The sequence below is a fragment of the Shewanella sp. ANA-3 genome, assembly GCF_000203935.1.
GTDB lineage: Bacteria > Pseudomonadota > Gammaproteobacteria > Enterobacterales > Shewanellaceae > Shewanella.
On record NC_008577.1, the window covers coordinates 632,668 to 646,697 of the forward strand.

The window sequence follows — 14,030 nt, forward strand, 5'->3', positions numbered from 1 at the left end:
TAAACACTTTTACTCATGGCTATCGTATCTCGCTATGATAGACAGGCTCAATGGAATGAAATAATGATAAATCGAAAAAGCTATTTGCTCGTATGTATTCTTTTGCTTGGTGGATGTAGTGGGGCTACGTTTAGAACCAATGTCGGATCTGTGGCGTTAAATAATGCGATTGCAGGTACGGTGGAAGTGTACACAATGGCGGAGTTATCACGACATAAATACGTAGGATTGGGGGATGTGTCTGCAACCTATTGTAAAAGCGATATCGACCCAACGGTAAAAGTTGATATTGATGATTTGAAAAAGGATTTAAAGCTTCAAGTGCAGAAGTTAGGTGGAAATGCGATTATTTTCTACGAGTGTGGTAAGGGGATCTATCCTGCTTGCCAGCAGTATTTAGAGTGTAATGGCGAAGGGTTCGAAATCGAAAACTAAGCGTTAAAAACTCAGTCTTAACATTGAAGGCTCACATTGTTTGTGAGCCTTCAATGTGAATGGGATTTTAATCTGAGTTATTATCAAATTCAGTGTCGTCGAGTAACTCTAGGCTTGGGTCGATACTGGGGACGTCTTTAAATAAGCGGGTGAAGTGACGTTGCACCCCTTTCAGATCGATTCCTGCTAATCCTGAGGCGAAACCAAACCAAGCATACAGGCCGCTGAAGTTGTCGAACATCGGCGGTAAATACTTAGGTGGCGTGAGAATCCCTTCTTGGCAAGCTTGATAGAGTACAGGAATGTCTTCGATGGCCAGCTTGCCTAAAAACAGCATAGGGATCAGTTCGGGTAAACCCGATGTGATGGCGCTGCGGATAAAGTTGATGTTTTCGACATAGCCGCGCACATAGGAAATGTCTTTGGTAAAAAAGCTGCCACCTTCGACCATGCCGCCACGAAACACCCTTTGCGTGACCCGATAACTGTCCTTAGCGCTAAGATTTAATTCCCTAAAATAGTTGAATACTTCAATAAAGTTCGCCCCCTTTTCCGCCATATCTACCGCAGCGACACGGTCGCTAATCCGGCGGGCACGACCTGGGTTTGAACTCAGGGTGAGCATTTCGAGTAACACGGCAAGCCCTTCTTGGGTGGCTGCGACACGGGGAGACCCGACGCTAAGCCAAGTAGCATGGGGCTGAGCACGGCCATTGAGGGTGGTGCCCACATGCACCCAACCTTCATGGACTTCGTACACATTGAGATCTGACTCGCTGAACATGGCTTTGCTGTTGAGTTTGACCGTATCGCCACCCACGGCAGCATCGGACACAATCCCGTCACTCAAGCGCACCCGCATATCATCACTGTGGAAGTATTTTTCCAATCGCTGGCTCAGCACATTCACGGCTTCGGGGGCGCTAATGATTTTGGGATGATGCTTATTCATATGCCTTGCGGCGGGCAGGGAGAAGATATAGCTGAGTTTATCGCCCAATTGGCGTAGGGTGTGGCGATCGCCATGTAGTCTGTGGCTGGCGCTGCCGTAGAGTTCTTGGCTCAGCTGACCAAAGACGGGTGTTCCTCGATGGCCTAGCATATCGACAACCAGGCGATATTGATCGACGTTAGCAACTAAGATCTTACCCAGCTTGTCTTTTTTACCTAAACGGCGATGGATTTCTTGTTTTAGGTCAAGCAGCTCGGCTTGAGTTTTAACGGGATCGAAGGGCAAGGCAATTTTTTGATAAAAATCTTGGCTAATCGCTGGCAGAACCGTGCCTTTACTGGAGAGAAAACGCTCTTCCATTTCCCGTGGCCATTTGATGGCATCTAAAATTTTAATCGGCGTTTGGATGCGGATAAGCTCATCGGAAAGGCGGCGTAAATCTTCTTGATACTGGGCTAACGACTCTGACATTCCCGTAATCCTGTTGCGACTTGGACGATAAAAATTAGCTTAATCATAGCGGTAAAGCCGCTGCATTTATAGGTTTCTCCCTTCAAGCAATTGAATATTGTCGATTAAATTACTGACAAGTTATCGGTTTAATGAATCATTTTGGTGCAATGCGACTTATTTTGGCGCGAGACTGCGTTGGTTTAATCTCATAACTCATTGTTAAACATTAACTTATTTTGCTGGCATCAAAGCTGCTTTTCGTGTGTGAACAATCGGATAACGTCAATGGGAGAGAGTTATGGCTGCAATGAGCTATTTGAGTGTGATTGAGCGTTATCACGAGTATGAGGCCACAGTGCATGAGCTGATGGAGTCTATTTTAACGGGCATTGCCGATGCGGACTTATTTCACCAACCAAAAGTCGATATCAAGGCCATGAAGGGTATTGCGGGTAGTTATCCCTTTGTCGAGCTGATGTATTTGCTCGATACCCAAGGGGTGCAAATTAGCCAAAATATCGCAGTGGTCGATCAGCAGATCAAGTTAGTGCCCCTTGGCGGTAATCGCGACCGTAGTCAACGGCCCTATTTTACCAATAGGGATGAGTCTGATGGGGTTAATATCACTCGCCCTTATTTATCCAATGCCAGCGGGAACTTATGTTTATCGGCCTCCTTAGCGATTGTGCAGCAGGAGCAAAAGCTGGGCTATCTAGTCGTCGATGTGGATTTGACGCGAATGATTGAATTTATGATGGGCGACAGTGCTCGTCGGCGGGTCACACCAGCCTTTAAAGCCGTGTATGGCGTGATAGTCGCAGGGCTTTTTGTGCTGGTGATGGTGCTACTATGGACGGCGCTCAGGGATATTTATGGGTTATTTGTGGTGGAGCAAGTCGGGCAAGACCCATTGCAACCCTTTGGGATCATTATCTTTATGACCTTAGCGTTAGCGATCTTCGACCTCGGGAAAACAATTCTGGAGGAAGAAGTATTAATGCATAAGGATATTTTTCGTCATAGCTCCACCCGCCGAACCATCACTCGCTTTGTATCAACGATTTTGATCGCCATTTCAATTGAGGCCTTATTGACCATGTTTAAGGCGTCACTGGGGGAGAAACAATATATCGAGCCGGCGATTTGGATGATGCTTGCTGTAGTGGGTTTATTAGTCGGATTAGGGGCTTATGTGTATCTTGGGGCAAAAGCGGAATGGCTGCTGATCAAAACTCAGGCCTATAAGAGTGGCAAAAAGTAATATCAAAATAATAGTAAACTGTACACCCAGCCCCTAGGAGCTGGGTGAGGCTTTTAGAAAAACGCAGGTTTTGAGTAACCTAACGCCTTAAGGGAACGGGAAGCTTAGAATAAGTCGTCATCTCCTAATGCACGTCTTAACTCGGCGCGTTCGAGGTAATCTTCTAAGCGTTTCTTTATCTCACGCTTATGTTGCATTGCCTCGGCTGCTTTGCTGTTTCTTGGAGTGGTCATTGCCTCAATTTCAGTATCGTTGGGCACGACTTCAGTAATATGAGCCATAACGAATTCCTCATTGTTGTTCCTAACGCCTTTCTATCTAAAAAGAGTGTGGCAGAAAAGCAAAAAATTTTACGACTGAACGTAAAATTTTCTTCCCGTAAAGCGGGGTATTGACCCTGTAAGCTTGTCATATTGTCACGCTATTTTAGTACTCATTCAGCAACCGCTGAATTTTGTGATTTAGCGCATAACTCATTATTTTTATTTTCTAAGTTAATTCCTACTTAAATAGTCGGATAGACTTGAATTTGCCTAAAACACCAACAACACTTGGATCAGTGTTTAATCTTCTTCAATGCTAGGGATTTAGCGGGTATGGACAAGGATAGTTTCCCTGATTCTTTCAACTTCAACAGCTCTAAAAGCTTTTATGCCAGTGTGATCAGCTCCAGTTGGTTGATGTTACTCGCCGCCGTCTTTTTTATGGGGCTCTCTTGGTATGTGCTTGAAGAATATTTACGAGATCGGGGTGATGAGCGTTTTAACAATAATGTTCAAGATCTTATTGGTGCCGTCAGCAGTCGTATGACTGCCTATGAGCAGGTATTACGAGGCGGCGTAGGACTATTTCTCGCCTCGGATGGAGTGTCTCGCCGTGAATGGCAACTCTATGTTTCTAATGCTCGTTTATCCGAATATTACCCCGGGATTCAAGGCTTAGGCTTTGCGCAACTCTTAACGCCTGCAACTGTGGAGGCTTTTACTCAAGAAGTGCAAGAGGAAGGATTCGATGACTATAGAGTGACCCCTGTTGGGGACAGAGATCTCTATTGTGCGATTAAGTACTTAGAACCATTTGACTGGCGCAATCAACGGGCATTTGGCTTCGATATGTGCTCCGAATCAACCCGCAGGGCTGCCATCTTACACGCCATTGCCACAGGGCTCCCCACCGCATCGGGTAAAGTGACTCTAGTGCAAGAAACCCCTGATGATGCGCAAGCCGGTATTTTAATGTATGTCCCGTTATACCGCGGTCAGCCGATGACGGAGGAAGAACGTAAGCAACAGGCCATCGGCGTGGTGTACGCCCCATTCCGTATGAATGATCTGATGCAAGGCATTATGGGGAAACGTTTTTCGGGATTAAAACTGGCGATTTACGATGGTATGGAGGCCAACAACGAGAGCCTGATGTTTAGCAGCCATAAAGCCTTGCCCTCTACAAATGATGTGTTTTATCAATCCCAGCTAGAAACCATGGAAGGCCAAGTTTGGCGTTTAGAGGTGTCCTCTGAATCACGCTTTATCTCAAGCGCGGAACAAACCCAAAGTGTGTGGCTTCAGGTTATTGGGAGTGCGTTTATCTTAGCCTTGTTTTACTCAGTGCTGACGATGGCGCGAAATCGTTATCAAGAGTCGAGGTTAACCGCAGAGTTAATTGCCAATGAAAAACGCTTCCGCCTCGTGATTGAAGCTTCACCTAGTGCGCTCTTTATGGTGGATAGAAAAGGCATTATCACCTTAGTGAACACCCATGCCGAACGCCTCTTTGGTTACGCACGGGATGAGTTACTCGGGCGTTCAATCAATATGTTATTACCCGAGGGGTTAAGGGAAATACATCAGCAACATATGGGCAGTTACCTCGCCCAACCGATTGCGAAAAACATGTCACTGCGGGACGACTTGTTCGGTTGTTGCAAAGATGGGACTCGCTTGGCGATTGAAGTTGGGCTAACACCGATTCACTTCAGCAATGGCGTGTCGATTCTGGCAACGATAAACAATGTGTCGGAGCGTAAACGGATCGAAGCGCAAAGGATTGAGCATACGGCTGAACTTGAGCGCATCAACAAGGAACTCGACCAGTTTGCTTATATCGCTTCTCACGATCTTAAGTCGCCACTGCGGGGTATTGAACAGCTAACGAGTTGGTTAAGTGAAGATTTGTCTGAGAACATGGACGAAAACGTTCAAAAATACTTAGGGTTAATCCAAAGTCGTATCCAACGTATGGTGTTGCTACTCGATGGTTTGCTGATGTTTTCGCGGATTGGGCGAGTCGATGCGGAGATTGTCGATGTCGATTCACGGCAACTGATTGAGGATATGTTCGCCTTAGTCGCACCGCCGCAGGGCTTTTCCCTCGAGCTCGAAGGAAATTTCCCACAATTTAAAACCGTAAAAACTCTGCTCGAATTAGTGATAAGGAATTTATTCAGTAATGCGATTAAACACCATGATCAGGCTGAAGGTGTGATTAAAGTGGTGTGTAGTGCCTCCAACACCCATTACTGGTTTAGTGTTATCGATGATGGTCCAGGCATATCCACTAAATACCATGGCAAGGTATTTGAGATGTTCCAAACGCTTAGGCCGAGGGATGAAGTGGAGGGGAGCGGTTTAGGTTTGTCGCTAGTCAAAAAGACGGTAGAAAGTCTTGGTGGAAAAATTCAACTAGAATCAGAGGGACGTGGTTGTTGTTTTCGATTTAGCTGGCCGATGCGCATAGTCAACAAGGAGGGGATATGAGCAGCACCAATAACTACAAACAAGTGACGATTTTGTTGGTCGATGACGATGATGTGGATTATATGGCGGTGCAGCGGGCGATGAAGCAACTGAGATTGCTCAACCCCTTAGTACGTGCACGAGATGGCCTAGAAGCATTAAGTATTTTGACCCACAGCGAAGCGATAAAAGGTTCCTACCTCATTTTGCTCGATCTTAATATGCCCAGAATGAATGGGTTTGAATTCCTTGAACATATTCGCTCCGACCCAACCCTGTCTTCCTCCGTGGTATTTATGCTCACGACTTCGAGTACCGATGAGGATCGGATGAAGGCTTATAGTCACCATGTCGCAGGCTATATGGTGAAAACGGATATTAAGGATGGTTTCAACAACATTTTCAATATGTTGGAAGGTTATTGGCGCATAGTGGAGCTTCCAACCGTATAGGGTGTGTATATGGATTTACTACTGATCGATGATGATGAAGTCGATAGAACTGCGATTATTCGGGCACTGCGACAGTCCAAATTAGCCTTCAATGTGGTTGAGGCAAATTGTGCTTTCGATGGCCTTAACTTGGCTCTCGAAAGGCATTTCGACGGTATTTTGTTGGATTATCTATTACCCGATGCCAATGGTTTAGAGGTGCTGATCAAACTCAATTCGATGACTCAAGACCAAACTGTGGTGGTGATGCTGAGTCGTTATGAGGATGAGAAACTGGCGCAGCGTTGTATTGAGCTGGGCGCGCAGGATTTTCTGTTAAAAGATGAAGTCAATTCACGGATCTTAAGCCGTGCGATTCGTTACGCCAAACAACGTTCCTCCATGGCCTTGGCCCTAAGAAATAGCCATCAAAAACTCAAAGAGTTGGCTGAGCATGATTCTCTAACCAAATTAGTGAACCGCTACGGGTTTGAACTGTGCCTAAATCGTGCCATCGCAAGAGCAAAACGCAGCAATGACTTTCTTGCAGTTATTTTGCTCGATCTAGATGATTTTAAAGCAATTAATGATACTTTAGGTCATCAAACTGGCGATATCTTACTCGTCAAAGTCGCCTCGCGATTAAGCTCAGTGCTGCGAGATGGTGATGTGATCGCCCGCTTAGGTGGGGATGAGTTTGTAGTACTCGTGACCGACAATGACTACAAATATTTCCCTATGATAGTCGCCAATCGCCTGCTTAAGGCCTTTGAGGAGGTTTTCTGCCTGGGTGAAAACGATGTGATGATTGGCGCCAGTATCGGCGTGGCTTTTTATAATGAGGCCGCCTCCGATAGCTCTGAGTTGATGAAATGCGCCGATATTGCCATGTATCGCGCCAAAAAAATGGGGCGCAACCAAATTCAGTTTTATTCTGAGGCCTTAGATAAAGAAGTTCGTTACCGTAATCATATCGAGTCCAGCTTGCGCATGGCGCTAAAGCAGAATGAATTCAAGGTTTATTATCAGGCACAAGTAGATTCTCAAACCCATCAAGTGATAGGGATGGAGGCGTTAATCCGTTGGTTGCATCCGCAAGATGGTTTGATTGCACCGGATCAATTCCTATCCATTGCAGAGGAAATTGGTCTGATGGAAGAAATCGGTGACTGGGTGCTTATCGAAGCCTGTCGTCAAGCGCAGGAATGGCTCACGCGGCTAACCCCCGTTGGACATAGCTTTACCATTGCGGTGAATTTGTCGGCATCGCAAATTGGACACATTGATCTATATGAAAAAATTGTCCATGCCCTCGAGGTCACGGGATTAGATGCGAAAGCGCTAGAGCTTGAGATTACCGAAAACAGCTTGATTGAAGAACCCCATGAACATGCCAAGGTGCTCGATAGAATTGCGCAACTTGGAGTACGATTCGCACTCGATGACTTCGGCACAGGCTTTTCATCCCTAGAACATATAAAGCTCTTTCCAATCAGTGTATTAAAAATTGATAAGAGCTTTATTGCCTCCTACGATAAGGATGACAAAGATACGCGGTTGCTCGCGGCATTACTCAATTTCGCCTATGGTTTTAACGTGACATCGGTTGCCGAAGGCATTGAAACGGCTGAACAAGCCGAGTTTTGCACCGCACGAAATTGCAATGTGCTCCAAGGGTATTTATTTTCGCGGCCCTTAGAAGCGAGCGAATTTGAGGCCAAGTACATTACTCCACTACTTACAAAATAATGACCCTAAATTGTGAAGATTATCTTACGTTTGGCTAGTGCCGAGGTTTTCGTCTGGTGAGGAATATTTTCTTGCTTTACACTCAGCAATAGACAAATATCAGCGCCCCTTTCTGATGCAGTGTGCTCAGAGCTTCAATCACAGTGTTTAATTTGGTCATTTGGCAATGAAAATAGGTATCTTATCCCAGTTCCCTGAGTTGTATTCCACCCGACGTTTAGTGGCGGCCTGCGAGAGCCGTGGTCATGAGGCTGTGGTTATTAATACCTTGAATTGCTACATGAATATCAACTCCATCAAGCCGAGCATTCATTACCAAGGCCAAGAATTAACGGGGTTCGATGCCATTATCCCGCGCATTCACGCCAGCGTGACCTTTTATGGCTGCGCGGTAGTGCGCCAGTTCGAAATGATGGGGGTATTTGCCGCCAATGACTCTATTTCAATCGCGCGTTCACGGGACAAGTTACGCGCGCTGCAATTGCTTTCCCGCAAAGGCATAGGCATGCCTATTACTGGATTTGCCAATAAACCCAATGATATTCCCGATTTGATTAACATGGTGGGCGGCGCGCCCTTAGTGATTAAGTTGCTGGAAGGCACACAAGGAATTGGCGTGGTGTTGGCCGAGACCAAAACCGCTGCCGAGAGCGTGATCGAAGCCTTTTTAGGGCTGAAAGCCAATATCATGGTGCAGGAATATATTAAGGAATCCAACGGTAGCGACATTCGCTGTTTTGTGGTCGGCGATAAAGTGGTGGCTTCGATGAAGCGCCAAGGACCCGAAGGAGATTTTCGCTCTAACCTGCACTTAGGTGGCTGTGGTGAGAAAGTGAAAATCACCCCTGCGGAGCGCAAGATGGCGGTTGCCGCAGTGAAAGCCATGGGCTTAGTGGTGGCTGGGGTCGATATTTTACGCTCGAATCGCGGTCCGTTGATCCTTGAGGTGAATTCGGCGCCCGGTATCGAAGGGATTGAGCAGACCACGGGGATTTCGGTCACTGAACCCATCGTAGAGTACATTGAGAAGATGGTATCGGCGCGTAAATCGAATCGCGCCGTGATTGCCTAATAAAAAACGCCGCGATTATCGCGGCGTTTTTGTTTTACTCGCGCTTAATTTAGTGCTTAATCTTATAAATCAAAGCCGTAGGAATAGCCTAAAACTACCTTGGCATCATCACCCTGCAGATCTGTATCCGACACCATAAATGACACGGTTCCCATGCTGGTATCGGCACTCAGAGTAACGTTGTAATCTGCGTAGTTATCTTCGCCAAACCAAGATTCAACCACATCGCCACTGGAGTAGCCGTAGTGCAAAGACAGGCTGAGTTTATCCGTCAGCGGGAAAGATGCCGTGGCCGCAAGGTAACTCATGTCCTTGTTATCTAATGGCTCGGCTGCGACATCATCACCCGCATTGATCACCTGTGAGTAACTGAGTTCAAACCATTTCCAGGTGATAGCGCCATGCAGTTCACCAAAATCGATGCTGCCTTCGGCATCGGGATAGGCATAGTAAAGGTAGCCAATATCGTAGCTGAGGTCTTCGGTGATGTTGCCGCCGTAGCCTGCGTAGAGATCCAACTCATAGCTGGTATCGTCGCCAAAGTCGACATTCGATGCCCAAGTGCCGGCATAGAATCCAGAGTCATGGCTATAGTCTATGCCTCCTTGGATTGCGACCGAGTCATTGGTTTGAGTGACCCCGCGCCATAGATAGTTAGACGTGCCGCCAATATTGCCGGACACCGCCGCAAAGGCGTTGGTGGTTAGTAACAATCCCGTCGATAATGCCAAAACGCTGTACAGTGATTTTCTCATTCTCATCCCCTCGATTGACTTATTTATCGATTCACTCATGTCACCACCGAGCGGGTGACATTGGTGCATCATGGTTTTTTCTGATAAGGGAATTGCTAATCACATGCCATTATTTGAACATCATTAAAAACAAATGGTTACAAAATCATTGTTAATTAAATGTTTAAAAATGCTCAAAAATGGAGCGGTGTGCGCACTGTATTTGTGCAAAAAATCATCTTTCATGCTTTTCGCTGGGCAAAAAAAACGCCCCACAAAGGAGGCGTTTTATAGAATGATGTCGAGCGAATTAGTTCACACTATCACGTAAGGTTTTACCCGCTTTAAACTTAGGCACAGTGGCTTCAGCGATCTGGATTTCTTTACCTGTCTGTGGGTTACGGCCAGTACGAGCTGCGCGAGTCGTGGTTTCAAAAGAGCCAAATCCAACGATAGAGATCTTGTCACCGTTTTTCATTGATTCAGTAATAGCTGCTTCGAAAGATTTCAATGCACGTGCTGCTTCAGCTTTAGTGATATCGGCATTTTCTGCAATCTTGGCAATAAGTTCAGTTTTGTTCATCTTTATTGTCTCTTCTTTCCGTAGATTTATTAAGTCAGCGTGCCTAACATGCCACAAGGTTTAGCCGTTGGAAAGCCCTTTGCTGCGGGCTTGTGTCCTATAAGTAACAAAAATGCAGAATATTTGCCCCGTTCGTGACTTAGGTTTTATTCTTCGAGCAACTGATATAGGAGCTGCTTCACCAATTTGGGTTCGAAGGGTTTATCACACAGCGCATTGACACCCGCCTGCGAGACATTGCTCAAGTGAGCATCATTTGCCTCCGAAGACACCATGAGGATAGGCACATGGGATTGCTGGCTTTCATTACGGATAAATTGGGTGAGCGCTAGACCATCGACACTGGGCATATTGTAATCGGTAATAATCAGGTCAAACATATTATTACGCATTAACTCAATGGCTTGAGCACCATCTTCCGCTTCGGTGATCTGCTTGATCCCCAGGTTGCCAATAGTACGTTTAATCACATTGCGCGCCATGCGGCTGTCATCAACCACGAGTACACGCACGTCATGCACATCGAAGTGGCTTAGGTCGAGCTCATCATGGCTGAGTAAATCGATAGTTGCATTCAACGCCTTGCCTAAGTGTTCGGCATTAAAGGGCTTTGGCAGAATAGCGACCACGCCAGACTGACGAAAAATCTCCAATTGCTCACGGCGGCATTCGCTCGAAACCAACATAAATTGAATGTCTTTGTATTCACTGTTGGTGCGCAGGTAGCTTAAAAACTCGGTCGCGGTACCATCTTCAAAATACATGGCGCTGGCGATGAGATCTGGTTTGTGGCGGGCTATCAGTTCTTTCGCTTGAGCCAAATCAGCCGCATTTTGAATGCTGATAATGCCTTCTTGCTATAAGCGCTTGATGATAATCCGGCGCTGGGTTTCCGATGGCTCAACAATGAGAATCGAGAGTTCGCTGGGCGATAAATGAGTCATAGTGGCTGGCTTTATCAGGTCTTTTAGGGAGCCGTTAACTTAGGCTATAAACAAGGGCTTAGCAATAAACAGGCTTATGCTTTTACCTTTGCGGTTAAATAATTATGGCTGACGCGGGAAAAGGCTATCCAATACTGCACAGATAACAAGGCAATGATGCTTAAGACTAAGGGCAACATAGGGATGTTGTGGCCTTCAACCACCACTTTTACGTCCTGCGGGGTAATTTGATAGGCGATAATCGCAGTAATCCCCAATGCCGACAGGCCTAAGGTTTGTAATCCAATATAAATTTTCAGCACTAAGCTAGACCAAGGCGCCTGAGTGAGTATGCCAAACAAAACTGGCAAAACGCCTAAGCTAAAGAGATCGAACGAACCTGTGGTAACGGCACGCAGTAGCGCGACTACGGCAAAGAGGGTGTAGAGGGCAATCAGTAGAATAAGGCGTTTAGGCATTGACTTGGGTTTATTGGTTATTTTAAGTGGAGCAAGTGTAGGAAAAGCCCCGAACTGAGTCCAGCATAACCGTATTATCATGTAGAATACGCCTTTGCTTGGGCATTCAATATTAGGTTAAGTGATGACAGACGTAGAATTTTGGGACTTAGTGACCCGCAGTGAGCCAGCGCAATCCCAGGAATCTTTAGCGCAGGCATTAAAGCAAAAGTTGGCAGCGCTGAGTGACGAAGAGTTAAAAGCCTTCGATAAATTGTTTGGCCAACAGATGCGCCGAAGCTACTTATGGTCGGTGTGGGGAGCGGCTTATATCATCACGGGCTGTGATTCCGATTATGCCTTTGCTGAATTTCGCGCGTTTCTGATCTCACTTGGGCAGGACCGTTATGAGGCGGTGATTGCCAATCCCGACACTTTGGCGCAGTTATCAGCATGGCCCGAGAAAGACGGCTATGCCTATCCTTTTATCGAAGATTACGACTTGATCGCGGGTCAACTATTTGAAGACAGAACGGGTAAGGAGTTGCCTTTTATGCCATCGGGTAAGGCGACACCTGCGGGTAAAAAATTTAGCACTAAGCCCAAAGATTTAAAGCAGCAATATCCTGAGCTTAGTGCGCGTTTTCCGTTTTAATTTGGCTTACGAGCGTAAGCAGGCATTGCGGCTGATATCGAAGGTCATGCCGTAGCGAGGGCAAGTCTGGCGCATCAGTTGATGCTCTTGCTCCACTAATTCGCGGCTAAAGTCTTGGTCGAGCTGCTCAGTCATGCGCTCTTCTGCCTGCTGTTGTGACTGAGCCAGTTTATCAAAGTGCGATTTCACCACTTGCTGCTGCGCAGCGCTGAGGGTGGTGGCATGGCTAGGTAAACTGATGAGTGTGCCTAGGGTGAGCAGTGTCAGTAAGGCAAGCTTTGCCATCATAGGTTGTTGTAGCTTTGCGGTTGTTAGTTTCATAGATCACTCCAAATTTAAATTACCGATAATCGGTTAGTCTTTAAATCGTCGTTTGGCTTTCATCGTGCATCCATGACAAACAAAACCAAAGGTATTGCTGAGAAATTAAGCATACTGGAGGGATCTTGAACCTTGGCTGAACCGCTATCTTACTGCTCGTTTCGCATCTCTTGGCATTGAAAACCCTGTTTACGGGAATCGAAGCCGCACTTTAGACCACATTCCCAAGGCACATTATCGTAAAAGGAAGATTGCTCTTTGGCATAGTCACGACAGGCTTCATAGCTGTCGAAATTATCCATTTTCTTATACTTCCCAGAATCATAACCATGGGTATAAATAAAGGATGACCAAGTTTCGGGGCGCGTGTCTTTCTCTCCCGAGGAGATAAACCAAATGGCGCTGGCAAAGCATGTAAAGAGGATTAACACAAACACGGGTACAACGGGGAATTTCATTTTTGAGTCGTGGTCATAAAAGATTGAGCGAAGGATAATACTTTTTTAAGTAAGATGCGCGTTAAATGATCACAAATTAATAACTTTGCACTCGTTTGGTGCGTTAAGATACAAAAAGATACGGATTGATAGCGACTAACTTAAGTTATTTACCAATCTATACAAAAGCTTACTTAGTCTATGCTGTCATAAATACGATTTTGCATTAAGCTGAAGTTCAGGTTAGATTTTGTACGGTATATGGCAGAAACAATGAGGCCTAGGAGGCAAATATGAAAGTTCAGTTCCTATTACTCGCCAGTGTGTTGAGTTGCAGTGCTGTATGGGCCGCAGACGAGGCGAAAACCGACCCAGTGACAGAAGATGGGGTGGTTAAGATTGTTTGGCAAAACCCAAAAGATTTCCGTGATATTAAGTCATCGGGCGAAATTCAGTCCCGTTATGAACAGCGTTTATTTGATACTTTAACTACGAATATCAATAAAGAAGCGGCAAAAGTCTTAAAACCGAATCAAAAGTTAGAGATGACGGTGACCGATGTCGATCTCGCCGGGGATATGCGTCCAACCTTTGGGGCAACCGCCGATGATTTACGGGTGATCAAAGAGATCTATCCGCCGCGCATGACCTTTAGTTATCAAGTGCTTGAAAATGACAAAGTCATCATCGCCGGGGATGAAAAGCTCTCCGATATGGGCTTTATGACGGGCATTCAGCCGTTAAATGACAAGCCATTTAACTATGAAACCAAAATGCTAAGTGATTGGTTAAAAAAGACCGTTGCACCGAAACTCTAGGCTGATAATTCCA

General features: G+C 45.9%; 15 protein-coding genes and 1 pseudogene. 8 read left to right on the forward strand and 8 right to left on the reverse strand.

Annotated features, from left to right (window positions below; genetic code table 11):
• Positions 1 to 63 precede the first annotated feature (63 nt).
• Complete coding sequence (locus SHEWANA3_RS02835; protein WP_166485343.1) at positions 64 to 435, forward strand: hypothetical protein; 372 nt, start codon at positions 64 to 66, stop codon at positions 433 to 435.
• A 67-nt stretch (positions 436 to 502) separates the two neighbouring features.
• Here the strand turns inward: SHEWANA3_RS02835 and SHEWANA3_RS02840 are convergent, their stop codons facing one another.
• Complete coding sequence (locus SHEWANA3_RS02840; protein ID WP_011715741.1) at positions 503 to 1,858, reverse strand: flavohemoglobin expression-modulating QEGLA motif protein; 1,356 nt, start codon at positions 1,856 to 1,858, stop codon at positions 503 to 505.
• 280 nt (positions 1,859 to 2,138) lie between these two features.
• Between SHEWANA3_RS02840 and SHEWANA3_RS02845 the strand changes: the two genes are divergently transcribed.
• Complete coding sequence (locus SHEWANA3_RS02845; protein ID WP_011715742.1) at positions 2,139 to 3,101, forward strand: PDC sensor domain-containing protein; 963 nt, start codon at positions 2,139 to 2,141, stop codon at positions 3,099 to 3,101.
• Between the two features lie 104 nt (positions 3,102 to 3,205).
• On the opposite strand, the gene SHEWANA3_RS23425 is transcribed toward SHEWANA3_RS02845, so the two are convergent.
• A complete protein-coding gene (locus SHEWANA3_RS23425; RefSeq protein ID WP_011070882.1) occupies positions 3,206 to 3,382 on the reverse strand; it encodes a hypothetical protein in 177 nt (58 codons plus the stop codon).
• 315 nt (positions 3,383 to 3,697) lie between these two features.
• Between SHEWANA3_RS23425 and SHEWANA3_RS02855 the strand changes: the two genes are divergently transcribed.
• The 4 genes from SHEWANA3_RS02855 (at position 3,698) to rimK (ending at position 9,088) form a co-directional block, all read left to right on the forward strand.
• Complete coding sequence (locus SHEWANA3_RS02855; protein WP_011715743.1) at positions 3,698 to 5,857, forward strand: CHASE domain-containing protein; 2,160 nt, start codon at positions 3,698 to 3,700, stop codon at positions 5,855 to 5,857.
• Complete coding sequence (locus SHEWANA3_RS02860; RefSeq protein ID WP_011715744.1) at positions 5,854 to 6,288, forward strand: response regulator; 435 nt, start codon at positions 5,854 to 5,856, stop codon at positions 6,286 to 6,288. The genes SHEWANA3_RS02855 and SHEWANA3_RS02860 overlap by 4 nt, the downstream gene beginning before the upstream one ends.
• A 9-nt stretch (positions 6,289 to 6,297) precedes the next feature.
• A complete protein-coding gene (locus tag SHEWANA3_RS02865; RefSeq protein ID WP_011715745.1) occupies positions 6,298 to 8,016 on the forward strand; it encodes a GGDEF domain-containing response regulator in 1,719 nt (572 codons plus the stop codon).
• A gap of 166 nt (positions 8,017 to 8,182) precedes the next feature.
• Entirely contained in the window at positions 8,183 to 9,088 is a 906-nt protein-coding gene (gene rimK, locus SHEWANA3_RS02870) for a 30S ribosomal protein S6--L-glutamate ligase (protein ID WP_011715746.1), read from the forward strand.
• Positions 9,089 to 9,150: 62 nt separating this feature from the next.
• On the opposite strand, the gene SHEWANA3_RS02875 is transcribed toward rimK, so the two are convergent.
• From SHEWANA3_RS02875 to SHEWANA3_RS02890, 4 genes and pseudogenes are all read right to left on the reverse strand, one after another.
• Positions 9,151 to 9,843 carry a TorF family putative porin gene (locus tag SHEWANA3_RS02875; protein ID WP_011715747.1) on the reverse strand — a complete coding sequence of 231 codons (693 nt, stop codon included), beginning with the start codon at positions 9,841 to 9,843 and terminating at the stop codon, positions 9,151 to 9,153.
• A gap of 289 nt (positions 9,844 to 10,132) precedes the next feature.
• Positions 10,133 to 10,405 carry an HU family DNA-binding protein gene (locus SHEWANA3_RS02880; RefSeq protein ID WP_011715748.1) on the reverse strand — a complete coding sequence of 91 codons (273 nt, stop codon included), beginning with the start codon at positions 10,403 to 10,405 and terminating at the stop codon, positions 10,133 to 10,135.
• Between the two features lie 146 nt (positions 10,406 to 10,551).
• Positions 10,552 to 11,349 (reverse strand): annotated as a pseudogene (locus SHEWANA3_RS02885) (response regulator).
• Positions 11,350 to 11,423: 74 nt separating this feature from the next.
• The gene (locus SHEWANA3_RS02890) at positions 11,424 to 11,807 is read right to left on the reverse strand and encodes a hypothetical protein (protein ID WP_041412923.1); all 384 of its coding nucleotides are present in this window, start codon (positions 11,805 to 11,807) and stop codon (positions 11,424 to 11,426) included.
• A gap of 124 nt (positions 11,808 to 11,931) precedes the next feature.
• On the opposite strand from SHEWANA3_RS02890, the gene SHEWANA3_RS02895 reads away from it, so the two are divergent.
• Positions 11,932 to 12,441, forward strand: coding sequence for a DUF4240 domain-containing protein (locus SHEWANA3_RS02895; RefSeq protein WP_011715750.1), 510 nt, complete (start codon positions 11,932 to 11,934; stop codon positions 12,439 to 12,441).
• A 6-nt stretch (positions 12,442 to 12,447) separates the two neighbouring features.
• Here SHEWANA3_RS02895 and SHEWANA3_RS02900 read toward each other — a convergent pair whose 3' ends face one another.
• Together SHEWANA3_RS02900 and SHEWANA3_RS02905 are read right to left on the reverse strand one after the other, a co-directional pair.
• Entirely contained in the window at positions 12,448 to 12,762 is a 315-nt protein-coding gene (locus SHEWANA3_RS02900) for a hypothetical protein (RefSeq protein ID WP_011715751.1), read from the reverse strand.
• A 149-nt stretch (positions 12,763 to 12,911) separates the two neighbouring features.
• The gene (locus SHEWANA3_RS02905) at positions 12,912 to 13,220 is read right to left on the reverse strand and encodes a hypothetical protein (protein ID WP_011715752.1); all 309 of its coding nucleotides are present in this window, start codon (positions 13,218 to 13,220) and stop codon (positions 12,912 to 12,914) included.
• 272 nt (positions 13,221 to 13,492) lie between these two features.
• Here SHEWANA3_RS02905 and SHEWANA3_RS02910 point away from each other — a divergent pair, with 272 nt between their 5' ends.
• A complete protein-coding gene (locus SHEWANA3_RS02910) occupies positions 13,493 to 14,017 on the forward strand; it encodes a DUF3016 domain-containing protein (RefSeq protein ID WP_011715753.1) in 525 nt (174 codons plus the stop codon).
• The last annotated feature ends 13 nt before the right edge of the window (positions 14,018 to 14,030 follow it).